Origin of the sequence: Corynebacterium yudongzhengii, from assembly GCF_003065405.1 — a bacterium.
GTDB classification, from domain to species: domain Bacteria; phylum Actinomycetota; class Actinomycetes; order Mycobacteriales; family Mycobacteriaceae; genus Corynebacterium; species Corynebacterium yudongzhengii.
The window spans coordinates 2,312,809-2,339,800 of the sequence record NZ_CP026947.1 but is presented as its reverse complement, the minus strand read 5'-3'; the positions used below and the strand labels follow the sequence as shown (position 1 = coordinate 2,339,800).

General features: G+C 66.8%; 21 protein-coding genes and 1 tRNA gene. 10 read left to right on the top strand and 12 right to left on the bottom strand.

Annotated features, from left to right (window positions below):
• Positions 1–3: 3 nt before the first annotated feature.
• From C3B44_RS10810 to C3B44_RS10800, 3 genes are read right to left on the bottom strand one after another with little or no spacing between them, the layout of a single operon-like run.
• Positions 4–3,264, bottom strand: coding sequence for an alpha-(1->3)-arabinofuranosyltransferase domain-containing protein (locus tag C3B44_RS10810; RefSeq protein ID WP_199222399.1), 3,261 nt, complete (start codon positions 3,262–3,264; stop codon positions 4–6).
• A 22-nt stretch (positions 3,265–3,286) separates the two neighbouring features.
• A complete protein-coding gene (locus C3B44_RS10805) occupies positions 3,287–3,484 on the bottom strand; it encodes a DUF2613 domain-containing protein (RefSeq protein ID WP_108432368.1) in 198 nt (65 codons plus the stop codon).
• Between the two features lie 34 nt (positions 3,485–3,518).
• Positions 3,519–4,046, bottom strand: a complete 528-nt coding sequence (locus C3B44_RS10800; RefSeq protein WP_108432367.1) for a universal stress protein — start codon at positions 4,044–4,046, stop codon at positions 3,519–3,521.
• A 90-nt stretch (positions 4,047–4,136) separates the two neighbouring features.
• Between C3B44_RS10800 and C3B44_RS10795 the strand changes: the two genes are divergently transcribed.
• From C3B44_RS10795 to C3B44_RS10775, 5 genes are all read left to right on the top strand, one after another.
• Positions 4,137–5,303 carry a glycoside hydrolase family 3 N-terminal domain-containing protein gene (locus C3B44_RS10795; RefSeq protein WP_108432366.1) on the top strand — a complete coding sequence of 389 codons (1,167 nt, stop codon included), beginning with the start codon at positions 4,137–4,139 and terminating at the stop codon, positions 5,301–5,303.
• Positions 5,304–5,361: 58 nt separating this feature from the next.
• Complete coding sequence (locus C3B44_RS10790) at positions 5,362–7,041, top strand: VanW family protein (RefSeq protein ID WP_235840397.1); 1,680 nt, start codon at positions 5,362–5,364, stop codon at positions 7,039–7,041.
• Positions 7,042–7,596: 555 nt separating this feature from the next.
• Positions 7,597–9,384 (top strand): gamma-glutamyltransferase, encoded by a 1,788-nt coding sequence (locus C3B44_RS10785; RefSeq protein WP_158268629.1) that lies wholly within the window; start codon positions 7,597–7,599, stop codon positions 9,382–9,384.
• 74 nt (positions 9,385–9,458) lie between these two features.
• Positions 9,459–10,697, top strand: coding sequence for a poly-gamma-glutamate synthase PgsB (gene pgsB, locus C3B44_RS10780; protein WP_108432364.1), 1,239 nt, complete (start codon positions 9,459–9,461; stop codon positions 10,695–10,697).
• A 47-nt stretch (positions 10,698–10,744) separates the two neighbouring features.
• Entirely contained in the window at positions 10,745–11,785 is a 1,041-nt protein-coding gene (locus C3B44_RS10775; protein WP_108432363.1) for a poly-gamma-glutamate biosynthesis protein PgsC/CapC, read from the top strand.
• 15 nt (positions 11,786–11,800) lie between these two features.
• Here C3B44_RS10775 and C3B44_RS10770 read toward each other — a convergent pair.
• A tRNA-Gly gene (locus C3B44_RS10770) sits at positions 11,801–11,874 on the bottom strand.
• Positions 11,875–11,956: 82 nt separating this feature from the next.
• Between C3B44_RS10770 and dcd the strand changes: the two genes are divergently transcribed.
• The 4 genes from dcd (at position 11,957) to C3B44_RS10750 (ending at position 14,814) form a co-directional block, all read left to right on the top strand.
• Positions 11,957–12,520, top strand: a complete 564-nt coding sequence (dcd, locus tag C3B44_RS10765) for a dCTP deaminase (protein ID WP_108432362.1) — start codon at positions 11,957–11,959, stop codon at positions 12,518–12,520.
• 65 nt (positions 12,521–12,585) lie between these two features.
• Positions 12,586–13,905 (top strand): UDP-glucose dehydrogenase family protein, encoded by a 1,320-nt coding sequence (locus C3B44_RS10760; RefSeq protein WP_199222400.1) that lies wholly within the window; start codon positions 12,586–12,588, stop codon positions 13,903–13,905.
• 11 nt (positions 13,906–13,916) lie between these two features.
• Positions 13,917–14,282 (top strand): hypothetical protein, encoded by a 366-nt coding sequence (locus C3B44_RS10755; protein ID WP_146183459.1) that lies wholly within the window; start codon positions 13,917–13,919, stop codon positions 14,280–14,282.
• Between the two features lies 1 nt (position 14,283).
• On the top strand, positions 14,284–14,814 hold the full coding sequence (locus C3B44_RS10750) for a hypothetical protein (protein WP_108432359.1): 531 nt from the start codon (positions 14,284–14,286) through the stop codon (positions 14,812–14,814).
• A gap of 6 nt (positions 14,815–14,820) precedes the next feature.
• On the opposite strand, the gene C3B44_RS10745 is transcribed toward C3B44_RS10750, so the two are convergent.
• Genes C3B44_RS10745 through C3B44_RS10710 form a run of 8 tightly spaced genes read right to left on the bottom strand, consistent with a single transcriptional unit; the run spans position 14,821 to position 23,307 of the window.
• Positions 14,821–16,383 carry an ABC-ATPase domain-containing protein gene (locus C3B44_RS10745; RefSeq protein ID WP_108432358.1) on the bottom strand — a complete coding sequence of 521 codons (1,563 nt, stop codon included), beginning with the start codon at positions 16,381–16,383 and terminating at the stop codon, positions 14,821–14,823.
• A complete protein-coding gene (locus C3B44_RS10740; RefSeq protein ID WP_108432357.1) occupies positions 16,384–17,658 on the bottom strand; it encodes a pyridoxal phosphate-dependent aminotransferase in 1,275 nt (424 codons plus the stop codon). It abuts the gene before it with no gap.
• 21 nt (positions 17,659–17,679) lie between these two features.
• Positions 17,680–18,303 (bottom strand): DUF1707 SHOCT-like domain-containing protein, encoded by a 624-nt coding sequence (locus C3B44_RS10735; protein ID WP_235840398.1) that lies wholly within the window; start codon positions 18,301–18,303, stop codon positions 17,680–17,682.
• A 10-nt stretch (positions 18,304–18,313) separates the two neighbouring features.
• Positions 18,314–19,195: an anchored repeat-type ABC transporter permease subunit gene (locus C3B44_RS10730; RefSeq protein ID WP_108432356.1), complete on the bottom strand. Its 882-nt coding sequence runs from the start codon at positions 19,193–19,195 to the stop codon at positions 18,314–18,316.
• Positions 19,195–19,920, bottom strand: a complete 726-nt coding sequence (locus C3B44_RS10725) for an anchored repeat-type ABC transporter ATP-binding subunit (RefSeq protein ID WP_108432355.1) — start codon at positions 19,918–19,920, stop codon at positions 19,195–19,197. The genes C3B44_RS10730 and C3B44_RS10725 overlap by 1 nt, the downstream gene beginning before the upstream one ends.
• Positions 19,920–20,768, bottom strand: coding sequence for a choice-of-anchor M domain-containing protein (locus tag C3B44_RS10720; protein WP_235840399.1), 849 nt, complete (start codon positions 20,766–20,768; stop codon positions 19,920–19,922). The genes C3B44_RS10725 and C3B44_RS10720 overlap by 1 nt, the downstream gene beginning before the upstream one ends.
• Complete coding sequence (locus tag C3B44_RS10715; RefSeq protein WP_108432353.1) at positions 20,765–22,240, bottom strand: anchored repeat ABC transporter, substrate-binding protein; 1,476 nt, start codon at positions 22,238–22,240, stop codon at positions 20,765–20,767. The genes C3B44_RS10720 and C3B44_RS10715 overlap by 4 nt, the downstream gene beginning before the upstream one ends.
• The gene (locus tag C3B44_RS10710; protein ID WP_158268630.1) at positions 22,237–23,307 is read right to left on the bottom strand and encodes a choice-of-anchor M domain-containing protein; all 1,071 of its coding nucleotides are present in this window, start codon (positions 23,305–23,307) and stop codon (positions 22,237–22,239) included. The genes C3B44_RS10715 and C3B44_RS10710 overlap by 4 nt, the downstream gene beginning before the upstream one ends.
• 161 nt (positions 23,308–23,468) lie before the next feature.
• Here C3B44_RS10710 and C3B44_RS12105 point away from each other — a divergent pair, with 161 nt between their 5' ends.
• Positions 23,469–26,894: a choice-of-anchor M domain-containing protein gene (locus tag C3B44_RS12105; protein WP_108432351.1), complete on the top strand. Its 3,426-nt coding sequence runs from the start codon at positions 23,469–23,471 to the stop codon at positions 26,892–26,894.
• The last annotated feature ends 98 nt before the right edge of the window (positions 26,895–26,992 follow it).

Below are 26,992 nucleotides of genomic sequence, written 5' to 3'. Positions count from 1 at the left end.
ACCTCACCGTTCGCGCCGGTGTCGCCCCGGCGATCCATCCCGCGCACTCGGCAACAACCCCGGCAGCGCACACGCGAGAGCCGCGGCCAGGACGACGGCTAGGATGGTCTCATCGCCCGCGTAGTTGGGGCTCGGCCACGGCGCACGCGCCAGCCACGCCCCGCCGACGCCCGTGAGTACCGCCGCCAGCGCATACGCCGGCAGCAGGGTGAAGCGGCGCACCAGCGCCACCAGCGCGATGGCGAGCGCGCCGGGCCACCCCGTCGCCACGACGATCCCGCCGGCGAGCACCGCCGCCGTGCCCAGCCCCGGCGCTTGATCGTGGAGGCCGTAAGTGAAGCGACGGGTCGTCGTCACGCGAATGCCAAGCACCCCCAGGCAGGCCAGCAGCACCAGGATGCCGATGCCGCCGCCGATGAACAGCGCGCCGCGGTAGGCGTAATCGCCGGCGAAGCTCAGCTGGAGCTCGCCGCCGACGCCGGCGGGCACCACGAAGCCCTGCATGCCGGCGCCGATGGTGGTGGGGGTGAGGGGGTGGTCGTCGATACGCGCGCGCAGACCCTCGTTGGCCGACAGCCCGGGGAAGACGATGCGCTCGGTATCTGATGCCTCGATGTGCCGGCCGGTGAGGCGCTCGGTGGCGGGCGCAGGGGCAAAGCCTGGCTCGGTGAGCGTGACCCACTCGGCCTCGGATTCCACGCGGTGCGTGCCGGGGGCCAGGGTGAGCTCGTCGCCGGGGGAGTAGGTCTCGCCATCGATGGTGACGTCGGTGTCCGCATCCACGGTGACGGTCATCTCGCGGGGGGCGGTGATGTCGCGGATGAGCACGCCCGTGTCGACGATCAGGCGCTGCAGCACGAACATCCGCACGTTCGGGGAGGTATCGGGTACGGTGACGACGCGCTCAATGTCGTGGCCCTCCACCTCGATCTCCTGCAGGCCCACCGGGTTGTCGGAGGCGATGGTCAGCCGGATCGTGCCGGTCGCAGGCCCTGGGACCACCACCTCCCGGGACTCGCCGGCGGGGATGTCGAGGGTGGTGCGAGGTGGGTCGTCGGCAAGTGGGGCGGTGGAGGCGACGAGCTCGGCGTCCTGGTTCGCGGTGATGCGCACCCGCTCCTGGCCTGTGAAATCGCCGCTGAGCTCGATCCACTCGCCGGCGGTCTCGCCGGGGGCGGGCCACCAGGCGGTCTGCTCGGAGCCGTCGACGGCTGCGGTCACCGAGCGCGCCGGGTCTGCCCCGCCGAGGCTCGTGGCCTGGGCGGCCGACGATGAGGCGCGCACCGCACCACCGTGCTCCACGACGGCGGTACGCGGGCTCGTCGAGGGGTAGTCGGGGACGTGGTTGCGTACGTCGGCACCTTCGGCGCGATCCGCCAGTGGCGCGGAGATCGCTTCGTCGACCGTGCCGTAGTTCCGCGTCGCGAGCATCGGCGTATCGGTGACGATCTCCGCGTCCTCGGCCACCAGTTCGCGGGGGCGAAAACCGGTCAGTGCGTCGAGCACCGCCACCGACTCGCCGCCGCCGGCCACCGTGACGGGAGCCGCCTCGGTGAGGAAACCGCGCCGATCGGCGGCGAAGGTGATGATCTCCAGCTGCCCGTCGCCGAAGCGTGCCACCTCCGAGCCCGGGGCCTCGGCGAGCGCCTCGGCGTCGATGTCCGCACCGGCCACGTGGTCGTCGTCTAAGTCGTGGCGCACGAGCACCGCCCCGATCCCGAGCGCGGGCAGAACGTCGCCGGCGCGCTCCGGGTGGTCTTCGAGGACGCTCATCACCCCGTCGAGACCCCGAATCGCTTCGGGCGTGACCAGCGGGATGGCGTCACGGACGGCCCACGGGACGTCGAGAAGCGGCTGCGCCGGCTCGTCGCGCGTCCAGCCCCACTCCTGCCGCGCGAACGAGGCCTGCGGCACGATGAGGCTGCGCGTGCCGGCGGCGTGCTCGTTGAGGTGCGCGGTAGCCTCCACCCAGTGCTGCGGGGTCTGCGACCACGTGCCCAGAGGCAAAAGCCGCCCGGAGAACACCGGGCTGATCGCCGCGAGCCCCACGAGCACCACCATGACGGCGCCCGCGTGCCGACGGCCCGGCTGCCCCAGCGCCGCGCGCGTGGCGGGCAGCGCCAGGTGGGTGCCGAGGTGCGCGAGCCCCACCATGAGCGGCAGGCGCACCAGCGGGTCGGCCTTGTGCAGGTTGCGTAGTGGGGCGCCCGAGGTGTCCAGAAACTCCAGCCAGGCGCCGGCGGCAGGCCCGTGGGCGGCGCCGAGGATCGCCACCCCGGCGGCGAGCAGAACCAGCCACAACCCGCGGGCGGGCAGGCGGCGCCGGCACAGCCCGGCCAGGCCGGCGGCGGCGATCGCCATGGTCACGAGCACCAGCACCGGTTCGCTGACTAAAAGCAGGCCGGCGCGGCGTTCGGCGTCGGCAAACGGGGACCAGCTGGTGGTGCCGCGCAGGATCTCGCCGAGGTTCAACCACCGGTTGGTCACGAACGCGGATTCGATGAAGTCCGTAAACGGCGGCGCGTAGCGCCCGAGCACCAAAAGCGGGCCGATCCACCACAGGCTCACCAGCGCGCAGCCGGCCAGCCAGGCCAGCGCGAACCCGGCGGCACGTCCACGAGAGGCCTCGGCGCACGGCCTTGCGATGCGCCAGAGCAGCGCGATTGCCGCCGGCAGGCAGGCGAACGCCGTGGCGGTGGCGTTGACCGCGCCCATGAGCGCCACCGGCACGATAGCCGCGGCGAGCGCGCGCACATCGAGGCGCGGGGAGAGCACCGCCCACAGGACCCAGGGGGCGAGCATCGTCGGCCAGGTCTCCGAAGAGATCGCCGTCAGCGTGGTCAGCGTGCGTGGACTGAAGGCATAGAGGGCGGCGGCGATGATGCGGAAGGGGTGGCTGCCGACGTCGATACGCTGCGTCAGCAGCAGAAAACCCGAAAAGCCCACGCCGACGACGATCGTCCACCACAGCCTTTGGGCGACCCAGTCGGGAAGAAAGTCGGTGAGAAGGAAGAACGCGCCCTGCGGGAAGAGGTAACCGTAGGCCTGGTTCTGTAGCTGGCCGAGCGGGAAATTGGGGGTATAGGCGCTCAGCGCCCCGGCGAGGAAGCCGGCAGGATCGACGTGGAGATCGAGCTTGGTATCGGCGGCGATCTCGCCGACCGGTTGGAAAAACATCGCCAGCGCAATAAGCACCCACGCGACAACGTGGGTGGTGGCGGCGGGATGGCGCTGCGCTGTGCGCCAGGGCTGCGCGCGGCGCATGCGGGTGATACCCGGCCGGCGGCTACTCGCGGGAGCCGTACTCAGGGCTACCCATCAGGGCCTGCTCCGCTGGGACGGCGTTGCCCTGCGGCACCGTGTTCTGCCCCGAGAACAGGGAGACGCCGATCACGCCGACGACGCCGAGTGCGACGCCGACGACCGCACTGGCCACGACGGGGCCGAGGGTGCGGCGGTTGAGCGAATCCGTTTCATAGGCCATGAGGGGAATAGTACCAGGTGGGACGCGAGAAAAGCTAGAACGCGCTCAGTGGGGTGTCGTGATCGTCGCCGTCTTCCGGCTGCTCTTCGTCCTCGGCGGGCGGGACGACGAACACCGGCAGGCCCCCGTTTTGCATGAGCTGCTCCGCGGTCGAGGTGTTGAACCACGAGCGCACGCCGCTCAGGCCCCGGGTGCCGACGACAATCACGTCCACATCCAGCTCCTTCGCCGCGTCGATGATGGCTTGGGCGGTGGTCCCGGAGGTCTCGACGAGGTGGGCGCGCGCCTTGATCCCGAGGTCCCCGGCCAGCGTGACCCCCTCTTCGAGGGCTGCGCGGGCGTGGGTCTGGGCGGCGTCGTGGTCGTCGTACTCGAGCTCGACCGTGGTCTGCGGCAACCCGGTCCGGCCCAGCGCACGGGCGGTCTGCCGGGTTACCGGCTCCCAGGCGGTGATCAGCTCGACGGCGCCGGGGCGCAGGAAGCGCGCTGCCTGCTCGAGAGCGCGCCGCGCCCTCCAGGTACCGTCGAAGGCGATGAGAATGGTCAGGGTGGAATCGGTCACTGTCTTGTAAATCCTCCCTTGGGGGCGCAGGTGTGCATCCCAGTGTAGGCACACTGTTACAGTGGTGGACTGAAACCCTGCGAGGTGGGTATGACCAGTAGACGACGTTTCCTTCTCGCCACCACGGCGGCCGCCGCCGGGATGGCCGCCTGCTCACGCCCTGAAGAAAAGCCTGACGACGCCCACCCTTCCGCCTCCACACCCCCGTCGACCTCCTCTACGGAGCCGGCGCCGCCACCCAGCCCCGAGGAGATCGCCCGCCAGCGGGTGCCGGCGGATCTGCGCGCCCGGATCGCCTCGCTCATGCACGTCGGCGTGCGCAACGCCGACGACGCCCGGGCGAAACTCGCCGAAGGGGTGGGTGGCTTATTCGTCGCCAGCTGGGCTGATCCTCGCCTGCTCTACGAGCCGGGCCGGGATCTCGCCGCGCTGCGGCATGAGGCCGGGCATCGGTTTGCCACCTCCATCGACTTCGAGGGCGGTCGCGTGCAGCGCCATCAGCAGGTGCTGGGGTCTTTTCCTTCGGCGCGCGAGCTCGCGGCCACGGGGGATACGGACCTGGTGCGCGATACTGGCTACACGATTGGGCTTTCGCTGCGTCGGCACGGGGTGACGGTGGACTTCGCGCCGGTCTTAGATATCGACGTCGCCGCGCTCGACGTCATCGGCGATCGCTCGTTTTCCCCGGACCCCACGGTCGTGGGGAGATTCGGCGCAGCCTTCGCCGAGGGCCTCAACTCCGCCGGCGTGGCACCCGTGTACAAGCACTTTCCCGGCCACGGGCGCGCTTCCGGCGATACCCACTACACCCAGGCGATCACCCCGCCTCTGGAGGAGCTCTATTCCTTGGACCTGCCGCCTTTCGCCACGGCGCTGGCCCGGCGCCCAGCCGCGGTGATGATGGGGCACATGGTGGTGCCGGGTTTGGGTGCCGACGGCCTGCCCTCCACCCTGGACGGCATCGCCTACCAGCTGCTGCGCACCGGCGACTATCCCGGCGGCCGGAAGTTCTCGGGCCTCGTCTACACCGACGACTTATCGGGCATGCGCGCGATCTCCGATATCTTCTCCCTGCCGGATGCTGTGACCACCGCCATCGAAGCCGGCGCCGACCAGGCGCTGTGGTCCTCGGGCGCGCAGGTGGCAGAAGCCATCGACGCTGTACAGCACGCCGTCGAGAGCGGGCGTATCCCCGAGCGGCGTATCGACGAGGCCGCCCACCGCCTACAGCTGCAGCTCTATTGGGCAGGCGTCTAAGTCGGTGCTGGATAGCTCCAGTTCTGGTTTTTAGGTGGAATGCAGTTACCCTAGGGTTGTGAATCAGCCTGGAAATACCTCAAGTGGACGGCGGGTAGCTGCGATCGTGCTCGGCTCCATCGTGGGCCTGACCGTGATCCTCGGGGGCCTGTATGCCTGGGACTACCTGTCCAACAAGGACAACGTCCCCCGCGGCACCACCGTCGGGGGAGTAGAGATCGGCGGCATGTCTCATGCCGAGGCCGAGGAGAAGCTGCGCACCGAGCTCGGCGGCGTCGAAACCGACCCCGTCACCGTCGCCGCGGGCGAGGAGTCCAGCCAGCTCATCCCCGCCGAGGCGGGCCTGAGCATCGACTGGCAGGCCACCATCGCCCAGGCCGGCGAGGAATCCGCCAACCCGATCGAGCGGCTGCGCGGGCTGCTCAGCTCGCAGGAGGTGCCGGTGGTCTCGCAGACCGACGAGCAGGCGCTCTCTCCGGAGCTCGACCGCGTGACCGAGGAGCTTTCCACCGAGGCCGAAGACGGCGCCGTGACCATCGAGAACGGTAAGCCCGTCACCAAGGACCCGGTCAACGGGCAGACCGTCGAACGCGAAGAGCTGCACCTCAAGGTCACCGAGAACTGGCTGGATCCCGAAGGCGTCGAGGTCGAACCGCAGGTAGTGGAGCCGCGGATTAACGACGACGTCATCACCGCCACCATCGACGGCCCACTCGGCGAGGCTCTCGACGGCCCGCTGACCATCCACGGCGAAGGCGGCGACGGGGTGATCCCGCAGGAGCGCCTCGGCGAGGTCATCAGCACCGAAAACGCCGGCGAGACCATCGACATCAACGTCAACGACGAGGCCGCCCAGGCGATCTTCGCCGAGCAGCTCGCGGAGACCGAAACCCCGCCGCAAAACGCCAAGCTGAACCAGGACGGCTCCGTCGTGCCGCACGAGGACGGCCGCGTCATCGACTGGGAGGTCACCATGGAAGACTTCTCTGCCCGCGTCGTCGGTGACGCCGACCGCGAATGGGACGCCGCCTACAAGGACAAGCCGGCCGAATACACCACCGAAGAGGCCGAAAACGCCACCTTCGACCAGGTCATCGGTGAGTTTACCACCAGCGACTTCAGCCAGACCTCCGGCCAGAACATCGCGGTGATCGCCAACCAGATCAACGGGGTGATCGTGAACCCGGGTGAGACGTTCTCGGTGAACCAGTTCACCGGTCCGCGTGGTACCGCCCAGGGCTATGTCGAGGGCGGCACGATTGAAAACGGCCGGGCTGGCACCGCCGTTGGTGGAGGCATCTCCCAGTTCGCCACCACCTTGTACAACGCCACCTACTTCGCCGGCATGGAGGACGTGGCGCACACCCCGCACAGCTACTATATCCCCCGCTACCCGGCCGGCCGCGAAGCCACCCTCTACGAGGGCGCGATCGATTTGGTGTTCCGCAACTCCAACTCGAACCCGGTGCGCATCGACACCGAGATGGGCTCGAACTCCATCACGGTAAAGATCCGCGGCGTGAAGGAAGTCAACGTCGAATCCATCGACGGCGGGCGCTGGGCCTACACCGAGCCGGACGAGCGCCGCATCAGTGGCGACGACTGTATCCCCTCGAGCGGCAACAAGGGCTTCACCACCTCGGATACCCGCGTGATCTCGGATCTCGACGGCAACGAAATCTCCCGCGAAACCCAGACCACCGTCTACGATCCGCAGCCGATCGTGCGGTGTGGGTAGGTTCTGGCCGGTTCTGGCCTGTTCTGGTCGGGCCTGGCCGGGCCTGTGAGCTGGGGTTTTGTGCTTTCGCGCTCGCGAGGTCGAAAGGAGGAGTATAGAAAGGAGTCCTGATTTCGACTTCGTGGGACTCCTTTGGGGGCTACTGATTTCGATGAAGCGGAAAGGTGCGGGGAATGGCGCGCTAGGTCTTTGGGAGGGGCTGAGGCGGGCCGGAAGTCATGGTGGCGGTAGCGTTCGTTCGGCCGAGCGGGCTCTCGCGTCGGTCGGCCCGCCCCCACGCACCCCACCCCCACAAAACTGTGAATTCCCTCATTTCCGCCGCGGTGCTACCCCTCCAGAAAACTAAGGGGACCCTTAGTTCGAGTGTACACATTAACCCGTCGTGACCTGTGGGAAGGGGGCTGGCCTGCAGGGCGGCCCATAGTCGAAACGGGCACACCGCTCGCCACGAGCGGTAACGCCCCGGCTCAAACAGGCTGAACACCTCTTGGCATTATTCTGGGTAATGCATTAATGTCCCTTTATGTGTCTTATAGAAAAAGAGATGCATTAAGTATGGGGGTGGGGATAGCCCTCGTCGCGATCATTGTTATCGCGACGTTAACCGTGCTGCTGTATCCACGCAGCGGCACCGGCTACTGCGGAATAACTCCAGGTTATGAGACTCATCTAGTTTCTGAGGATCCGGAGAAGTTTGCCGCGGACACCTCTGCGCATGTGCCGGCGGACGGGTTCATGGCCGTCACGCCGCATCCTGAGGCTACCCGCGTGGCCTGTGAGGTCTTGCGCGAGCGCGGCAGCGCCGCCGATGCCATCGTCGCAGCTCAGTATGTGCTGGGCCTTGTCGAGCCGGCGGCCTCGGGCCCGGGTGGGGGAGCGCTCGTCACCTACGCGGATAAATCCGGCACGGTCGAGAGCTGGGACGGCACCGTCTACGCGCCTGCCGAGGACACCGGCGAGCGTCGCAACGGTTCCCGCGTGCGTGAGGTCGGGGTGCCGCGCGTCGACGCCCTCTTGCGCGACCTGCACGCCGCCCACGGGGCGGGCGCCAGCTTTAGCGAGCTCACCGAACCCGCTGTGCACCTCGCGCGGGAGGGCTACACCGTCGATACCCGCCTGGCCGGAGAGATCGAGGCACACCCGGACCTGCTGGGCTCGACCGACTCCGCGGTGCGCCGTGTCTTCGGCGATGACCCGCAGGTTGGGGACACCATCGTCAACTCTGCTTATGCCGACTATGTCGAAGAAACCGCGCGGCGGATCGACGAGGATGAGCCTTTGCAGGGAATCGATAAGCGAGCCGAGACCTCCCTGCGAAACCAGGTCGGCGCGGAGGATCAGGCCGAGGTTCTCGTCGACGATTGGCGCAAGAACCAGTCCGCCGCAGTCGAGCCCGATGATGCCCTGTGTGAAGACTTCCAGGACCTAGAGGTCTGCGGCTCTCCCTCGCCTGCGACCGGCATGATGATCACCGCCCACGTGCTCGGCATCGTCGATGACCTCGATCTGGCCCGGCTTACTCCTTACCAGGTAGACAGCCCCCAGCCGGTAATGCGGGCGACCGCGGCGCACCTGCTCAGCGAGGCCGAAAGGCTCGCGTTTGCCGACGCCAATGCCTACATGGGCGATCCCGCCCCGCACCCGGAGCTCTCGCGGGCGTACCGGGAGAAAATCGTCACCAACCCCGAGTACCATGCCGAGCTGGCCGATGCGATCACTCAGCAGGAGACACTTCCCGAGCCGTCGCCACGCCGCCTTCCGGGCTTTCCCAACCCGAGCTACGCCGAGTACTGGGAAGAAGGAACCTCCCAGGTCAGCGTGCGCGATTTCCGGGGCAACACCGCCTCGATGACCACCACCTTGGGCGCCAAGTTCGGATCTAAACTGATGGTCAACGGTTTCTTTTTAAATAACTCTTTGGCCAACTTCACTCGCGGCCCCAACCAGCGCGCCGCCGGCCTGCACCCCAAGACGACCATGAGCCCCGTCGTCGTCCTCCGGAACGGCGAGCCCATGGCCGCGTTGGGTTCGCCTGGGGGCAACAAGATCCCCGCCTACGTGCTCAAGACCCTCCTCGCCTGGAACTTATGGGGGCTGGACCCGAATGCCGCGGTACTCATGCCGACCGTCGGGGCCGTCTCCCGCAACCAGGTGCTGGCAGAGCCGCCGCTGAAGCACTCCGAGGACTTCGATAAGCAGGTCACGCTGCTAAAACGCTGGGGCCAGGACGTGGAGACACAAACGATGGATTCCGGCGTGAGCTTCGTCGTGCTTGACGACGAAGGCCTCCACGGAGCGGCCGACCCACGCCGGCACGGCCTTGCTCGAGGAGGAGAAATGTAGCGGGCCGCTGTCTTTGTGCTGCTGTTTTTGTGTTTTAACCCCGTAATATTCCGGAAAGGAAAACTGCGCTAAAAATGATCGTTCCTTTATCCCTCGCAGGTTTGGCCACCCTCGGCTCCATGGGCTTCTTTGCCCGCAAGGAGCGCCGCCACACCGACCTTTTGGCGCATCTGGATTACAACGTGCACGTCAACGGCATCCGAGGGAAATCGACCGTGACCCGGATGATTGGCGGAGCCCTGCGCGGTGCCGGTGTGCCTACTATCTCTAAGACAACTGGAACCTATGCGTGTGTCATCGACACGGAGGCCGACGAGCACCCGATCCGCCGCACCGGCCCGGCCAACATCGCCGAGCAATATGAATTCCTGCGGCAGTGGGCGGATGCTCACGTCACTGGTTTGGTCGTCGAGTGCATGGCGGTAAAGCCCAAGTATCAAAACATCTGCCAGCACCACATCCTGCGCTCGCCGGTGTGCGTGATCACGAATGTGCGGCTCGACCACCAGGATGAGATGGGCGATAGCCTGGAGGAGATCGCCGCCAGCTTGTGCAACACCGTCCCCCAGGACGGCGTGGTGATTACCGGCGAGCGCAAGCCTGAGATCGTCGAGGTCATGCGTGCCGAAGCCGAGAAGCGCAACGCGACCCTGATCGTCGCCGAGCGCACCGAGGAGTCGGAACAGCTCGTCGAGCGCTTCAACTACCACCAGTTCGAGGAAAACGTTGCCGTCGGTCTCGCTGTCATCGACTACCTCAACCTCAACCGTGAGGCGGCCATTGCCGGCATGATCGCCGCCGAGCCCGACCCGGGGACCACCACGGTCACCCGCCTGGAGAGGAAGGAGGGCGGCAACCTCTTCTGGGCCCCTATGTTCGCCGTGAACGACTGGGAGTCGACCACGAAGGTCTACCGCTCCCTGTCGGAGAAGAAGCTGGACAACCAGTGCCGTAGGGTCAACGCACTGAATAACCGCGCGGATCGCACCGACCGGGCCACCATGTTCGTCAACGTCGTCGCCCAGGACCTGCTGGGCGAGTTCGACCGCATCGTCCTCTACGGGGACCTCCAGGACGCCGTGCACAAAGCCCTGATCAACAAGGGAGTGGACGACTCGCTGATCTGCACCACGATGGACGTGGACGACGAGGACGGCACCGCTCTCCTCGACTGCGCGACCGCAGGCTTCGGCCAGGATAGCGTTGCCGTGTTCGGCATGGTCAATATTCACACCACTGCGGTCAGCGCTATGCGACGTCACGTCACCTCACTCGTCGACAGCCAGGCTCAGTACCAGGCCGTCTACAAGTAAAAGCGCCCCGCTGCTCGTTGCCCAAGCTTTAAGGTTTCTCTGCTTCTATGATTGTTAACCCCGCCGAATTGAGCCCGTCTCAGTACGGCTTCTTCGTCGAATATCTCCACACCGCTTTCCTGCTCGCGGTGTTGATCGGGTATCTCTACTTCCGTCGTACCCATGTCTCGCCGGGCGGAAGCCTGGCCGTCGGCTACCTGTCCGCAGGGCTGTTCTTCCCGCTCAACGTGCTGGCCACGATTGGAATCGCGCTGATCAGTTTCGTCGTGATCCATTTCGTCGTGCTCAAGATCTGGCTTCCCAGGCCCCGCAGAATCTTCGCTATCGGGCTGTTCACCGGCGTGTTCATGGGCTTCCTCTGGCTCGTGGTGGTCGATGGGCTCGTCGAGAACACGTTTGAAATCGTGACGGGCCTGGCCCTGGTCGGGGTGATCGTCCCGGGCATGCTGTGCAACTCTTTCAACAAGCAGGGCGTGCTGAAGACCCTGGTGCCTCTGGCGTGGATGATCCCGCTGGCCACCGGTGGTGCTTTATTGATCACCTGGATTATCTCGCAGGTGGTGAGGACCAGCGCGGCGGAGAACCTTTTCGAGCCGACCAAGAGCAATACCGTGGGGCTCTTCGCCCTCAGCGCGGTCTCGGTGATTTCCGCCATCCTCGTGCAGGAAGGCCCGCTGGCCCGGTTTAATCTGCGCACGGGCGGATATGTCACCGCCGGGCTGATCGTGGCCACCGCGGGCGATCTGCGCTACTTCGGGCTCATCCTCTTGGTCAGCCTGGCGGTGTGGGGCGTGGGCGAATTGTTCACCCACTCAACCCCGCTATTCGGAAAAGACCGCTTCATACTCCTGGTGATGCTGTCATTCAGCTTCGCGATCCTTTTCGAGCTCATCATCCTGAACTTCTGGGATGCGCCATTCAACGGGGCGGAAAACCTAGTCTACTGCGTCCTGCCGGCCCTGATCGCGAATGATCTTTTGCAATACCGTCCGCGGCGCGTGGTACCGGGCATGGTGATCTCGGTGATGGTCTGCGCGATACTCAGCGGAATCCTCTTCGGGTTCACCGGAGAGCTGGTGAGCATCTAGCGCGAAGCGCCATAGTGGAGCCGGCGACGGGAATCGAACCCGCGCTCTCAGCTTGGGAAGCTGATGTTCTGCCATTAAACTACGCCGGCACGCGCCGAATAATCGGCGCTGAGATCACACTCTAACACTGGCGTGCCCAATGCCGGAAAACGCCTGACGTAAGGTGAAGTCGTGCTGCTTTCCGATCATGATATCCGCTCCACCGTCGAAGCCGGTGCGCTTCGCATCGACCCCTTTGATCCGGAGCTCATCCAGCCGTCGAGTATCGACGTGCGCTTGGACAAATACTTCCGGGTTTTCAACAACTCGAAGTACACGCACATCGACCCGAAACGGGAGATGGATGAGCTGACCACGCTCGTCGAGGTTGCCGACGACGACGCCTTCGTCCTCCACCCCGGCGAGTTCGTGCTCGCCTCCACGTTGGAGAAGTTCACCCTGCCGGCGCACCTCGCGGGCCGGCTCGAAGGCAAGTCCTCGCTCGGGCGCCTCGGCCTTTTGACCCATTCGACCGCCGGGTTCATCGATCCCGGTTTCTCCGGCTACATCACCCTGGAGCTGTCGAATGTGGCGAACCTGCCGATCGTTTTGTACCCGGGCATGAAGGTCGGCCAGCTGGCGCTATTCGGCATGTCCTCGCCGGCAGAGACCCCGTATGGCACCGGCAAGCTCGGCTCGAAGTACCAGGGACAGCGCGGGCCCACGCCGTCGAAATACTTCCTTAACTTCCGCTAATCTCTGAACATAATTTCTCCGAACGTTCAGCGCGCGTTAACCGTCGGCGGCTACCATCGTTTCTCATGCGTATGACGGTTATCGGCACCGGCTACCTCGGTGCGACCCACGCGGCCTGCATGGCCGAGCTGGGCCACGAGGTACGGGGCGTGGATGTGGATGAAGCGAAGATCGAGCGTCTGCGAAGCGGTGACGTTCCCTTCTACGAGCCCGGCCTCGAGGAGATCCTGCGCCGCAACCTCGACAACGGCCGCCTGCGGTTCAGCACTGACTACCGGGAGGTCGCGCAGTTCGCCCACGTGCACTTCTTAGCCGTGGGTACCCCGCAGCAGCGCGGCTCCTATGCCGCTGACCTCACCTATGTGCGCAGCGTGATCAGCGATCTGGTGCCGCTTCTGGAGGGCAGCCACCTCATCCTCGGCAAGTCCACCGTCCCCGTCGGCACCGCCGCGGAGCTGCAGGACCTCGCCGATTTGCTGGCCAAGGAGAACACGAAGGTCGAGATCGCCTGGAACCCGGAGTTCTTGCGCGAATCCCACGGCGTCGAAGACACCATCACCCCGGATCGCATCGTGCTAGGCCTGCGCGCGGGCTCGGAGGCCGAAGAGACCGTCCGCGAGGTCTACGCCTCCCAGCTGGAGGCGAACACCCCGTTCATCGTCACCGATCGCCAGACCGCGGAGCTGGTGAAGGTCGCGGCGAACTCCTTTCTGGCCACGAAGATCAGCTTCATCAACGCCGTCGCCGAGCTCTGCGAGATCTCGGGCGCGGACGTTAAGGCGCTCGCCGACGCCATCGGCTACGACGACCGCATCGGCCGCAAGTTCCTCGGCGCCGGCCTCGGTTTCGGCGGCGGCTGCCTGCCGAAGGACATCCGGGCGTTCATGGCCCGCGCCGGCGAACTCGGCGCCGACCAGGCGCTGTCTTTCCTGCGCGAGGTGGACACCATCAACATGCGCCAGCGCGACCGCGTGGTCCAGTTCGCCCGCGAGGAATCGGGCGGAAATCTACTCGGTACCCGCATCACCGTCCTGGGTGCGGCGTTTAAGCCGAACTCGGATGATGTGCGCGACTCGCCTGCCCTCAACGTCGCCGGCCAGCTCTCTCTTGGCGGCGCCGCGGTGAGCGTGTATGACCCGCAGGCGATGGCCAACGCGCGCCGCGAGTTTCCCACCCTCGTCTACACCGACACCGTCGAGGGGGCCCTGGAGGGCGCCGAGCTGGTCATCTTGGCCACCGAGTGGAAGATCTTCCGCGAGTTGGACCCGGAGAGGGTGGCTGGCCTCGTCGCCAAGCCAGTGATCATCGACGCCCGCAACGTCCTCGATGCGCGCGCCTGGCAGGACGCTGGCTGGCGCGTGAGGGCGCTGGGCCGCAGCCTGTAGTCTGAGAAGCCATGAGCGTTGTGACCGTCTTCGACCCGCAGTCGGTGCCGACTGGGTCGATCAGCGAATTCCTCCACTGGTATGACCTGACTACCGAGTGGGCGGAAGACCGCGACTACGACTCCACCGCCGGCACCGCCGAGGTGCTTTTGCCCTGGTATGAGGCCATGCGCGCGCAGTTCCCGCCGCACACCGACGGCGCGGAGGAAACGACGCGCTACATCATCGGCTCGTCGTGTATCTACGCCCGCTTCGCCGAATCCAGCGCTGACGCCGCCTTAAGCGCCGCCGCCGAGCGCGCCCGCGCCCACGGGCTAGGTGTTTATGTCTCCGGCAGCGGCGAGGTAGTACTTGCCGACGGAAGCGTGCTCACCTGACATGCGCGCCCGACACATCACCGCCCCGGCGGCGCTGGCACCACTGGTGGCCGCCGCGCTCGTGGCGTGCGGGGGTGAGGAGGCCGGGTTCGTCGGCACCAGTGGGCTCTATCGCACCGCCACTGGCGCGCCGGGGATGACCGTACAGACCTGCGGGCAGGAGCTCGCCGAAATCCGGGTCACCGAAGGCCCCGCGACGGAGGAGGCGGATACCTCCGAGGAGCGTATGATCGCGCGCATCATCCCCACCAAACCGATGTCGGGGCTCATCGACATCGATCTCGGCTCCATTGATCCCTTGCTTTTCGACGTCGAAGGCGACCCCCTATCCCCCGTGCCGGAGGGCACGACGGTGGTGTTCGACCCTTATCTCGATAACGGGCAGTCGACGATCCCGCACGCCTCGGCCACCGTGGAGGACATCGCCGCGTTGGACCACGGCGAGTACATCACCCGCCCCGGGGTATCCGGCGATGCCTATCCGGCCAACGAGGAAGGCCGAGCCTACTTCGAGAACTACTGCGAGCGCTAGCGCCTACTAGCGCAGGTGGCTGACCGCGAAGAGCAGTTCTTGCACGCGCGGTTTCGCCAGGCGCCCGGACTTGCCGGAATCCCAGCGCTCTAAAGCCTGCTCGCAGGCCTCGTAGAGCGAGGCGCCCGCCCCCAAGCGTTCGGAGACGTCGTTTAAGGCGGCGGCGATGGCGCGGGTCTGGGAGGCGTCGACAAGCTGGCTGAGCGCGGCGATGTCGAGCTGGTCGTGGCCGACCCGGATGGTGTGCATGCCCTTCGCCTGCGGGGGCTTGCGCCCGGCGACGTTGATCCGCATCCGCCGCGGCGTGGGTGCGGAGAAGTCGCTGAACGGCGGGGCAGGCTCGGCGAGCTCGCGGGCCTTCGCGGTGGCGTCGGTGGGCTGGTAGGCGTCCATGATGATGACGGTGTCCGCGACGTCGAGAAACGCCGAGGTACCGCCGGTGATCACCACGGTGGAGGTGCCCAACGACTGATGCAGGCCAGTGATGCGGTGATGCAGCGGGGTGATCGGCTCGCGATCATCCGGCACGAGCTGGCGCATGCGCTCGTCGCGGATCATGAAGTTGGTGGCGGAGGTGTCTTCGTCGATAAGCAAGCAGCGCGAGCCGGCCTCGAGCGCCTCCATGAGCCAGGCGGCCTGGGAGGTGGAGCCGGAGGCATTCGGCGTGGAGAAGCTCGTGGTGGCCTGCCCGGTGGGCAGGTCGTTGATGAACGGCGAGATGTCCACCTCGCGCACCGCCCGGCCGTCCTCGGCGCGTAAGGAGCAGGCATCAGCGCGGGTGATTGCGAACTCGCGGCCATCGCCCGAGATGTGGTTGTACACGCCGTCGGCGATCGCGCGCATGAGCGTGGACTTGCCGTGGAAGCCGCCCCCGCCGATGACGGTGATACCTTCCGGTACGCCCATTCCGGTGACGGTGCGCCCGCTCGGCAGGTGGAAGGTGACCCGCAGGCTCTCCGGCGACTGGAAGCGCACGGCCTCTGTCAAAGGCAGGTCGCTGTCGCCGGAGCGGCGCGGCAGGATGGAGCCGTCGGCGATGAAGGAGACCAGCTGCTTATCGACGAGCCCCTCACGCAGCGCGTTCTGGTCCACGTCGAGGCGCGCGGCCTCGTCGAGCTCCGCGGGATCGACGTCGAGCGCGTCGTCGAGACACGCCGGCAGGGTGCGGGTGAGCAGCGTGGCGGCGGCGCGCCCGCGGATGCGCCGGCCGTCGGCGGGCAGGGCGGCGTCCATGCGGATCTCGATTGTGCGCTCGTCCGGAAACAGCACCGCGGTGCGGGCGAGGACGTGCTGGCCGCCGACGTCGATACGCAGCTGGCCCTCCTTCTTCCCGCCGCGCGGCAGGCGCTCGGCGATGCGGCGCGAGAGGTGATCGGCCGCCGCGACGTCGCTGACCGTGCGGTGGGGGAAATTGCCGGTGATGCGTATCGACGACGGCGGCGCGAAAGGATCCGACTGCACGCGGTCGATGTGCAGCGTGTAGCCGCCGAGGCGGTGGCGGCCCTTGAGGGACTTGTAGGCGCCGTAGCCTTTGCCGTCAATCGAATGGAGTTGGGAAGAAAGAGACATCTATCTCCGGTAGTTGCTTAAGAAGTTGCCGAGTCTTTCGAGGGCGTTTTCCAGCTGGGACGCCCAGGGGAGGGTGACCACGCGGAAGTGCTGCTTATCCGGCATGTTGAAGCCGGAGCCCTGCACCATGAGGATCTTCTCCTGGCGCAGGAGGTCGAGCATGAGCTGCGTGTCGTCCTCGATGGGGTAGAGCTCCGGATCCAGGCGCGGGAAGGCATAGAGCGCGCCGCGGGGTTTCACGACACTGACGCCGGGGATCTCGCCGAGCTTCTCGACGGCCACGTTCCGCTGCCGCAGCAAACGTCCACCCTCGCCGGTGAGCCCGTAGATGGACTGCTGGCCGCCGAGGGCGACCTGGATGGCGTGCTGGCCGGGCACGTTCGAGCACAGGCGCGTGCCGGCGAGCAGATCTAGGCCTTCGATGAAGCCGGCGGCCTGGTTCTTTGGGCCGGTGATGATGAGCCAGCCGGCGCGGTAGCCGGCCACCCGGTAGGCCTTGGACAGCCCGTTGAAGGTCAGGGTGAGCACATCGGGGGCGGCTTCGGCCATGGAGATGTGCTCGGCGCCGTCGTAGAGGATGCGGTCGTAGATCTCGTCGGCGAGGATCATCAGGCCGTGCTCGCGGGCGATCTGGGCGAGGCCGTCGACGATGTGCTTCGGGTACACCGCGCCGGTGGGGTTATTCGGGTTGATCACCACGATCGCCTTGGTGCGGTCGGTGATCTTGGCCCGAATATCGTCGAGGTTCGGGTTCCACTCGTCGTCCTCGTCGAGCTCGTAGTGCACGGGCTTGCCGCCCGAGAGCGTGGTAGAGGCGGTCCACAGCGGGTAGTCCGGCATCGGGATCAAGACCTCGTCGCCGTTGTTGAGCAGCGCCTGGGTGGTCATGGAGATCAGCTCCGAGACCCCGTTGCCGAGGTAGACATCGTCGAGGTCGAAGGCGGGGAAGCCGTCGATAAGCTCATACCGGGTGACCACGGCGCGCCGGGCCGGCAGGATGCCCTTCGAGGTGGAATAGCCCTGGGAGACCGGCAGGTTGGCGATCATGTCGCGCATGATCACATCCGGGGCGTCGAAGCCGAAGATGGCCGGGTTGCCGGTGTTGAGCTTCAAAATGGAATGCCCGTCGGCCTCCATGCGCTCGGCCTCCTGGGCGAGCGGGCCGCGGAGGTCGTAGAAGACGTTCTTCAGCTTGTCCGACTGATCGAACGTGGGTACCTGGCGGCGCCACGGGGTGGGCTGCGGGTGGGGCTGGGAGGAATCGGGCTCGTTCATACCTGTCTATGGTGCCATAACTTACTTGCGCATCCGGTCGATGGAGCGCTTCACAAAGCCCATCGCCTCATTCGTCAGCTCCCCGGCGAGCTGGGAGCGCTGCGCGCGCAGCTCCTCGCGGCGGGCCTCGTTGTGGGCTTGGCGCTCGGCGTTTTCTAAGGCATAGGCCGCGCGGATCTCGCGCAGCCGCTGCTTTTCGAGCGCCCGCGGCGAGGGGGCAAACCAGCTCGCCGGGCCGATCTTCATGATGTAGAGCAGGATGAACACCGTGGGGATGATCGCGATGAGCGCGCTGAAACCCGGGTGGACCAGGATCAACAGCGGCGTGGCGACGAACGTGCCCACCGTGGTCAGCCCCATCACCCCCAGCCGGGTTTTCTTACCCGCGCGGTGGGCGGCTGCGATCTCGGCGGCCGAGTACAGCGGCCCTTCGGCGGGGGAGTGCTGGATGTCGGCGGGCAGGTCGTCGAAAAGCTGCGTAAGCTCCGAGTGCTTCGTGGCGGCGGTGACCTGCCGGCAGCGCTCGTCGTACTCGTCCATGGTGAGCCGGCCTTCGGCGAAGGCGCGGCCCAAAGCGTCCATGGCGGTGCCGCGTTCTTGATCGCTGAGGCGGATCTCCGGGCGAGAGGGGTGCTGCGAGCTCATGTGACCCACTCTACTGGGCCGACTGCGCTGCCGGAACCGGGGAGTTTCCGTATTTCCGGCTGCGGGTGCGCACCGAGACCCCGATCCAGGCGATGGCCAAAAAGGCGGTGACCACGAGCACGATCGTGGCGCCGGCGGGGTAGTCGAGCGCCCAGGAGAGGTACATGCCTAAGATCGCGGCGGCCACCCCGATGCCGGCGGCGAGCCAGGTCATGGTGGGCAGGTGGTTGGTCAGCAGCCGGGCGCAGGCAGCCGGGGTGATCAAGAGAGCCAGCACCAAGATGTTGCCGACGATCTGCACCGAGATCACCACCGCCGTGGTCACCGCCAGGTAGAGCAGCAGATCGAGGGCGAGCACCGGCAGGTTCATCGCCTGCGCAGTCTCCCGATCCAGGCTCACGGCGGTCAGCGGGCGGCGCGCGAGATACATCACCACGATGACGATCGCCCCGACTATCGCGGTGATGATGAGCGAGCGCGTCGAGACGCCGGTGAGCGAGCCGAAGAGGAACGTGGTGAGGCTCGCGGTGTAGCCCTCCACCCGGGAGATCACCACGAGGCCGAAGGCGAAGGAGGCGGCGAAGAGCACACCGATGATGGTGTCTTCGGTGATGCGGCGTTTCTGCGAGAGCACCGCCACGCCCACGGCCACGGCTGCGCCGGCGATCGCCCCGCCGAGCAGCACGCTGGCCTGCAGGGCGAAGGCGATGGCGATGCCGGGGAAGACAGCGTGGGCGACGGCGTCGCCGATAAACGCCATGCGGCGCAACACCACATGCGTGCCGACGACCGCGCACACCACCGCCGCCACGATCGCCGCGATGAGCGCGCGCGGCAGAAACGCCAGCGCCGGGTTGGTCAAATCGTCGAGGAATTGCCCAAAGGTCAGCATCACGCTACCCCCACAGAGCGCAGCAGCGCCGAGTCCGGGCCGATGCCGAAGGCACGCTGCCAGGCGGTGGGCTCGGCGGTGGCGTCGAGAAGCTCGCCGGAGACCAAAAGCACCCGGTCGCAGGCCTCGACCGCGGCGCGCAGGTTGTGGGTGGTCATGAGGATGGTGGTCCCATCGTAGGCGAGCTCGGAGAAGAGCTCCATGAGCGCTTCCTCGGTGGGGGCGTCGACGCCGGTGAAAGGCTCGTCGAGGATCAACAGCTCCGGGCGGCGCGCGAGTGCCCGGGCGACCAGCACGCGCTGTTTCTGCCCGCCGGAAAGCTCCCCGATGGGCCGGGAGGAAAGGTGTGCGATGCCGCAGGTCTCCAGTGCCTCCTGCGCGGCATCACGATCGCTTGCCGACGGCCTGCGCCACCACCCCGTGAGATCCCCGCGGCCGGTGAGCACGCAATCGGCGACGTTGATCGGATACGTCCAGGCGATCTCGTGTTTCTGCGGCACATACCCGGTGCGCCGGCGCAGCGCCTTGCCGGTGTGGCTGCCGAGCTGTGCGCGCCCGCGCGCCGGGATGAGCCCCAAGATCGCGCGCAGGAGCGTCGTCTTGCCGGCGCCGTTGGGCCCCAGCAGGGCGGTGAAGCTGCCGCCGGCGATCTCCGCGTGGGCGTCGTGGATGATGACGCGCTCAGACAGGGCGATCCTGTCGAAAGAGAGCGTGAGGTTGTTCATTACTTGGCGCCTCCCGCGGTGTCCTTACGGCGGGTGGCCCGGGCGATGAGCGCGACGATCACCACGGCGACCAGGGCGGCCACACCGCCGATGATCAGCCAGGTGTAGTCGGACTCCTCTTCGGTGATCATGGAGTCATCCGGGCGGGTGTAGGTGGCCGGGTCGATGCCGACGGCGAACTGCAGGCGCGCGTCGCTGGTGTATTCGTTGCCGTCCGGGGCGTCGATGGTGGCGCGCACCGTCACCTCGTGCGGGCCGGGCTCGGTGAACACCCAGTTGGCGTGGGTGTGGGTATCGGGCTCGACGAAGATGGAGTCGTGCTTGGCGCCGGTCCACAGAACATCCGGGTCGGAGAAGCCGCCGGCCTGGATGAACAGCGAGTGATCACCCGGGCCGCGGTGCTCGAGGATCTCCAGCTCGACGCCGGTGCCGACGATGTCATCGATCGTCGGCGACTGCGTGTTCCAGCCCAGCCACGGCACGTCGGCGACCTCAGTCTGCGGCACGACCCACACGGTCTGGCCGGGATCGGCCTTCAAGAAGTCATAGGCGTCGTCCTCGGGGACGACGAGCTCGGCGGCCTCGCCGACGCCGAAGGTTACTGAGTCCGGGGTGCGCCAGACGGGGTCGGTGCCGGAATCGTCGCGCAGCAGCAGTTGCAGGCTGCCGTCCTCGCCGCGGTGCGGGCCCATGTCGACGTGCCCGCTGCTGATCACGGCCGGCTCGCTGGAGACCTCCTCGTCGGCACTGACCTGCTGCTCGAGGGCCGGATCCGCCGGCTGGGCCGCCGCGAGCGGGGCGAAAGCCATGGTGAACGAGGCGGCGAGCAGGGCGATTTTCTTTTTCATTGCAGACATCTCCTCAGTGTCAACGCGTTGGTTTTCATTAAATCGAGATAGGTGGGCACGGCGTCGCTAAGCATGTCGCCGTGGATCGTGCAGACGTTCAACCCCAGGTCCCGCGCGATCTCGCTGAGCGTACCCGGACCGTTCTGCTCAGTGGGTTCGAGAAACACCGCGGGGACCTCGAGGTGCTGCAGGGTGCGGGTCAACGCGATGACATCGCGTGCCGACGGCTCCACCGCCGGGTTCGGCGAGACCACCCCCGCGACGTTAAGGTCGTAGGCGGCGGCGAGATAACCGTAGCCGTCGTGGGTCGTGACCAGGTTCCGGTTCTCCGGCGGAATGTCGTCGATAAGCGCGCGAACCTCCTTATCGACGGCGTCGATCTCCTCGCGCAGGCGCGCGCTATTGGCGGCGAAGGTCTCCGCGTTGGCCGGATCGAGCGCGGCCAGCTTGTCCTCGATGACGCGCACCGCGGCCGCGGCATTCGCCGGGTCGTGCCAGGTGTGCGGGTCGATCTCGCCGTGGACATGCTTGCCGAGCACCGCCTGCGGCAACACATAGACCTCCGCGCCGGGCCGGCCGAGGAAGCGATAGGCCGGATCCGGCGGCACCTGCTGCAAGGCGCGCGCCGGGACCTCGACGACGCGGTCGGAGAACTCGTGGTCGTCGCCACGCAAGCCCACCTCGCCGGTGTGCGTATCGACGGCCACGTCCACGTGGCCCTCCCTGACCGCATCGACGCCGGGATCGACGCCGACGGCCAGCCGGATGCTCCCGGCGCCGATCTCTGCGCCGCTGTCGGCATCGCGGGCGGAGATGTCGAGCTCATAGCGGCCGGCCTCGGTAAACGACCAGCTCAAGTGCGTATGCGCGCCGGTGGGCAGGCGGAGCTTATCGCGATCGTCGACACTATCGGAGGTGTCGAAGTATCTCACCGGCTGCCCGAAGGTACCGGTGAGATACGCCGCCACCTCGCCGGGGCCACTCGACTCAGTGAGCACGAGATCCACCGCCTGGCCGGCGCCGTGATCGCCGACGACCTGCGCACCCAACCACGGGGTATCCAGCGTGAGGTCCTCGACCAGCGGGATCAGGGTCGCGCCGTAGGTCTCCGAGTTCTCGGAGACCGTGACCAGCTCGGTCGACTCCGGCCGGGCGTTGCGCACGGTATCCATGAGCGCCTGGTCCTCTAACAGCAGGTGATTGGCCAACACGAGATCCGCGTGCGCGACGGTCCGGATGTCGCGCAGACCCGGCTCGAAGGAGTGCGGGTCCGCGCCCGGCGGCACGAGCGCGGTGACGCGGGCGGCATCCCCCGCCACGCCTTGGGCCAGATCCGCGAGGATGCCGGTGGTGGTGACGACGTCGGTCACCCCATCGTCACGCTGCGGGACCTCCGGGGCCGGAGCACAGGCGGTCACGCCCAGCGCGGTGAGGGCAAGGGCGGAGAGCGCGCGGGCACACCTGCCCGTCACGAGAGCTTGTCCTCAGGGGTGATCTGTTGGGTGGCGGCCTCGACATTGGCGTCTTCCGTGCTTTCGGCGGCGTCTGCCTCGTCGTCCTTGCCCTTGCGGAAACGCCAGAAGATGGCGATGCCGGCGGCGAGGATCAGCAGCGAGCCGACCAGGAACCACAGCGAGCTCATGCGCAGCGCGGAATCCTGCGAAGCCTGGCCCGCCAGGGCCGAGAAGCCGGGAATCGGCGGGGCGTCAGCGGAAAACGGCGCATCAGCCGACGCCGGATCGAGGGCGTCCGGGGCGCCGGGAGCGCCCGGAGCACCAGGTGCCGACGGTGCGCCCGGCGCCCCGCCGGACTGCGCACCACCGCCCGGTGCGCCCGGGGCACCGCCCGAGCTTGCCGGAGCGCCCGCACCGCCAGCGGCCTGCTCGCCGCCGGAGGCTGCCTGGCCGCCGCCACCGACGCCAGCAGCGGCCTGGCCGCCGCCGCTGCCATCGCCGACGGTGAAGGTGTAGGTGGCCTGGTTCGAGTTCACGCGCTGGCCGTCGGCGTTAATGCCGCTGGCCTGGGCGGTGATGGTGTAGGTTCCCGGGGCGTCGAAGCCCCAGTTGACGTGGACGTGCGAGGGCTCGGCCTGGCGGATCACGACACCGTCGTAAAGCCACAGCGCGCCGCTGGTGGTTACCGGCGAGGCGGCGCCGAAGGTGTCCTGTTGCCACATGAAAATCGTGCCCGGCCCGGAGACCGAGGTGAGGTGGAAGTCGATCGTCGAGAAGCCAGCGCCCTTCACCCCGTTGGTGTCCCAGCCCGGCCACGGCCGATCGGAGGCCTGGGCCTGAGGCAGGAAGTAGGTGGGGCGGGCGACGCCGGAAACATTGTTCGTGGAGTCGGTGTAGGTGTGCTCACCGATGACGATGTTGACGTTTTCGGCCCGGTGCCGCACGCTCTGGCCCGTCACATCCTCCTTGAGGTCGAGGACGAGTTCCCCGGAGTTCGGGGCGGTGACGTGGAAGGCGTCGATATGGCCTTGGTCCAGCGTCAAAGCGCGCGCGGGAGCTGCGAAAGCAAGGGCCGCGGTAATCAAAACAATGAAGGTAAAACTGAGCAGTACAGGCAGCCTGTGAAGGCGGATCATGGGCATTCCCTCCCATGGTAGATGGAAACGAGTTTCATAATCGCGTATGCTACACGTTCGCGGATTGAAACCCGGGAATCCGCTGTCAGAAACATGTCAAGGAGTGACATATGAACAGAATGCGTCGGTTCGCCTCACGCGTGGCGGCCGTCTCTACGGCGCTGTTGCTCACCAGCGCCCCACTGGCCATAGCCGGGCCCGACGATGGTTCCTTCGTAGCTACCGAAGCCCATGTCGACTCTCCTAAGGCCTTTTGGGAAGACAATGACTTCAGTCTCAAAACCTCAATCAAGGGCCAGACCCCGCCGGTCGAGGACACCGTCCTCTGGATCGGCAAGAACTCTGGCAAAAAACAGCAGCAATACGTTTATGAAGTCGGTCACGCCAAGGGAGAAGAGTTCCTCGGCGAAGACGGCACGTTGCACTATTGGGGCCCCGCCAAGGTCTACGGGCAGGACTACCCCATCTGGGCGGGCTTCGGTGCGGATGCTGAGGTGCCCGTCGATAAGTTCCGCGACAGATCCTTCAGTCTGGATATCGTCGGCTTCAACGGCCCCGGCCGCATGGAATCCTTCACGTACAACGCGTGGAACCATAACCCGATCACCCGCCTGTGGTCCTCGCACGATCCAGGGCTGCGTCAGACGTGGGTGAGCGCGGGCAGCCACCTGCACACGGATACGACCTTCACCAAGCCGGGTCGCTATGAAGTCACCTACCAGGCGACCGCGCGCGACAAGGAAGGCAACCTCATTGCTTCCGAGCCGCAGACGGGCGTCTGGCAGGTCGGCGGCACCCGCCCTGCCGAGGAAGGCGAGGGCCTGGGCGATGTGCGCGAGGCTTATAACGCTGCGAGCGCGGACGGTCTGCCCAAAGACCCGAAGTTCACCATGCGTAAGCATGAGGGCAACGACATCATGGGTGCGGAGTACCTCACCGATTTGATCTTCGAAACCGGCGACGAGAAAGACGACGGCCACGCCGTCTTCTTCATCGACGGCTACTACCTCGCCGAGGTGCCCGTCGAAAAGGGCCGCGCCGTATGGCCGGAGATGATCGGCTCTTACTCCTCGGACTTCCAGGTCGTCTACGTCCCCGACCAGCACGGTCAGCGCTGGATCTCGGAGCCGCTGAAGTACGACCGCAGCCAGAAGGAGGCCAGCACCAGCAAGCTGGGCAACTATCCGGAGGAGAACACCCAGGACCCGCCGCCGAAGTTCGGCGCCTCGGAGATCAAGGTCTCCAACCCGGAGGTCTCCGCCGGCACGAAGATCGACGGCGAGACGATGACCGTCAACGTCACCCCGGCCGAGGAAGACTTAAGCCTGTATGTCAACGGTGGCGTCTACAAGGAAGGCAATACGCACCCTTCCTGCGACATCAAGTTCATCTCGACGCCGACCGAGCGTAACCGCCCCGTCAACGTCAAGCACTGCACTGGCGACGACTACGAGGTGCGCTTTAGCGCGATCCCGTCTGCTCGCTGGACCGAAGGCGGCACGCTGTTCCAGATGGATCCGGGCGAGTCGCAGAAGACCAAGCTCGGCGACCTTGAAGCCGCCGCGGCTCGGCAGGGCGACTCTGACGGTGCGGGCGATGCTTCGAACACCAAGCCGGGGCAGAACCCGCCGAGCACTGGCAACGCGGAAGGCGAGCAGCAGGACGATGCCAACACCGAGGCTAACCAATACGAGATCTCGCAGGGCCACATCGACTTAGGCCCAGTGCAGGGCGAGGACGGCTCGGTCTCCTTCCGCCTGGGTGATGAGTCCAACCAGTACGAGCGGGGCAAGGTGTACCGCGACCCCGATGACGTCACCATGGTGGTCGGGGAGCCTTTCCGCGAGACGCTGCGGGAAGAGTATGTCTCCGGCGAACTGTCCTTCCTGGGCAACGCTGGCGATGAGATCCACATCGTTCCCCAAGTTCAGAAGGGCAACGAGCTGTGGCCAGGCTTCTCCACCGAGTACTCCGGCGGCAAGGCCTACGACATTGAGATCGAGCCCGTCTCCGCCCCTGAAGGCGGCGAGTGGTACGCGTACACCTCCGGTTCGTTCGGTGGTGTCTCCGAGATGCTCGGCAGCTCTGAAGGCTCCAGCCGTATTGAGCGTTCCAAGCAGATCCACCTGCACAACAACTGGGCATTCACCAAGCCGGGTGAGTACGTCATGCGTATGCGTGCCGTCGAAAACGGCGGTACCGAGGCCACCGAGTGGGAGAACGTGACCTTCCGCGTCGGTGACGGCAAGGGCGCCGGTAACTCGGGCAACACCGGTGGGCCGGGCGCCAAGCCGGCGAACCCGGCGCCGAAGCCTGCCCCGGCCCCGGGCACCAACCCGACTCCGGGTGCGCCGGGTGCGAATCCGGCCCCGGGTGCAGACCCGGCTCCGGGCGCTCCGGGTGCGAACCCGGGCGGCCAGGGCAACCAGGGCCCGGAAGCTCCCGTGGCTGATGGGCGCGTCGAGATCTCTCAGGGCCACATCGACCTGGGACCGGTGACCGACGCTGGCAGCACCGAGTTCCGCCTCGGCGACGAGTCGGGCCAGCATGATCCCGGCAAGGTCTTCCGTGACCCGGAGGATGTTGTCATGCTCGTCGGCGACGAGTTCCAGCACCAGCTCACCGAAGACCACGTTGCTGGAGACATGGCCTTCCTCGGCCATGCCGGCGACACCGTGTACATGATGGGCCAGGTGCAGAAGGGCAACGAGCTGTGGCCGGGCTTCTCGACGCAGCACGCCGGCGGTACCCCGTACGACATCCAGATCGAGCCGGTCTCGGCACCTGACGGTGGCCGCTGGTTCGCCTACACCTCCGGCACCTTCGGCGGCGTGGGTGAGTTCTTCGGTTCCTCGGACGGCGGTTCGTTGATTGAGCGTTCCCAGCCGGTGCACATGCACAACAACTGGGTGTTCACCCAGCCGGGTGAGTACGTCATGCGCATGCGTGCCCTGGAGCACGGCAACCATGGCAACGCCACGGGCTGGAAGAACGTGACCTTCCGCGTCGGCGGCGACAGCGGCAGCGGCCTGGCCGCTGGTTCGGTCAACGGCGGTGGTGCCGGTGCTGATGGTGCGCCGGAGGCCCCGGCCGCACCGGGTGCTGGCGGCGGAGCCGCCGGGGCACCTGCTGGTGGCGCATCGGTCGCCCCGGGTGCCAAGGCTGGTGTTAAGCCCGCCGGCGGCGCTGCTGGCGCACCGAGTGCCGGTGGTGGCGCTGCGGGTGCACCGAGCGCTGGCGGTGGAGCCGGCGCGGGGCCGGCCGGTGGCAAATCCGGTGGTGCCCCGGGCGCCCCGGGTGCTGCTGACGCCCCCGGTGCCGAAGGTGCTGAAGGAGCGCCGGGTGCCCCGGACGCCGTGGGTGCCGATGCGGCAAACGCGGAGACCTCTGCCTCCATGACTCCGTCTGGTGGCAAGGGCGCTTCGGAGCTGACGATCTGGGACAAGATCGTTCGCACCCTCAGCCTGATCCTCACCTTCGTTGGTGTGGGGCTGGGTGGCGTCGGAGTGTGGCGTCGCTTCGGACCCTTCTTCTGATCCAGGTGAGTCCGGCTGTCAGCGGGCCGCTGTGTGCGGCCTGCTGAGAGCGCGGGACTGATCCGGTTGCGGAAGCGTCCACGGAATTGTCTCTGTGG

What these genes read in the sequence shown, in the direction of transcription:
- C3B44_RS10810 (WP_199222399.1), bottom strand. Translation starts at nt 3,264, where the DNA reads ATGCGCCGCGCGCAGCCCTGGCGCACAGCGCAGCGCCATCCCGCCGCC.
- C3B44_RS10805 (WP_108432368.1), bottom strand. Translation starts at nt 3,484, where the DNA reads ATGGCCTATGAAACGGATTCGCTCAACCGCCGCACCCTCGGCCCCGTC.
- C3B44_RS10795 (WP_108432366.1), top strand. Translation starts at nt 4,137, where the DNA reads ATGACCAGTAGACGACGTTTCCTTCTCGCCACCACGGCGGCCGCCGCC.
- C3B44_RS10785 (WP_158268629.1), top strand. Translation starts at nt 7,597, where the DNA reads ATGGGGGTGGGGATAGCCCTCGTCGCGATCATTGTTATCGCGACGTTA.
- pgsB (WP_108432364.1), top strand. Translation starts at nt 9,459, where the DNA reads ATGATCGTTCCTTTATCCCTCGCAGGTTTGGCCACCCTCGGCTCCATG.
- C3B44_RS10775 (WP_108432363.1), top strand. Translation starts at nt 10,745, where the DNA reads ATGATTGTTAACCCCGCCGAATTGAGCCCGTCTCAGTACGGCTTCTTC.
- C3B44_RS10760 (WP_199222400.1), top strand. Translation starts at nt 12,586, where the DNA reads ATGCGTATGACGGTTATCGGCACCGGCTACCTCGGTGCGACCCACGCG.
- C3B44_RS10755 (WP_146183459.1), top strand. Translation starts at nt 13,917, where the DNA reads ATGAGCGTTGTGACCGTCTTCGACCCGCAGTCGGTGCCGACTGGGTCG.
- C3B44_RS10750 (WP_108432359.1), top strand. Translation starts at nt 14,284, where the DNA reads ATGCGCGCCCGACACATCACCGCCCCGGCGGCGCTGGCACCACTGGTG.
- C3B44_RS10745 (WP_108432358.1), bottom strand. Translation starts at nt 16,383, where the DNA reads ATGTCTCTTTCTTCCCAACTCCATTCGATTGACGGCAAAGGCTACGGC.
- C3B44_RS10740 (WP_108432357.1), bottom strand. Translation starts at nt 17,658, where the DNA reads ATGAACGAGCCCGATTCCTCCCAGCCCCACCCGCAGCCCACCCCGTGG.
- C3B44_RS10735 (WP_235840398.1), bottom strand. Translation starts at nt 18,303, where the DNA reads ATGAGCTCGCAGCACCCCTCTCGCCCGGAGATCCGCCTCAGCGATCAA.
- C3B44_RS10730 (WP_108432356.1), bottom strand. Translation starts at nt 19,195, where the DNA reads ATGCTGACCTTTGGGCAATTCCTCGACGATTTGACCAACCCGGCGCTG.
- C3B44_RS10725 (WP_108432355.1), bottom strand. Translation starts at nt 19,920, where the DNA reads ATGAACAACCTCACGCTCTCTTTCGACAGGATCGCCCTGTCTGAGCGC.
- C3B44_RS10720 (WP_235840399.1), bottom strand. Translation starts at nt 20,768, where the DNA reads ATGAAAAAGAAAATCGCCCTGCTCGCCGCCTCGTTCACCATGGCTTTC.
- C3B44_RS12105 (WP_108432351.1), top strand. Translation starts at nt 23,469, where the DNA reads ATGAACAGAATGCGTCGGTTCGCCTCACGCGTGGCGGCCGTCTCTACG.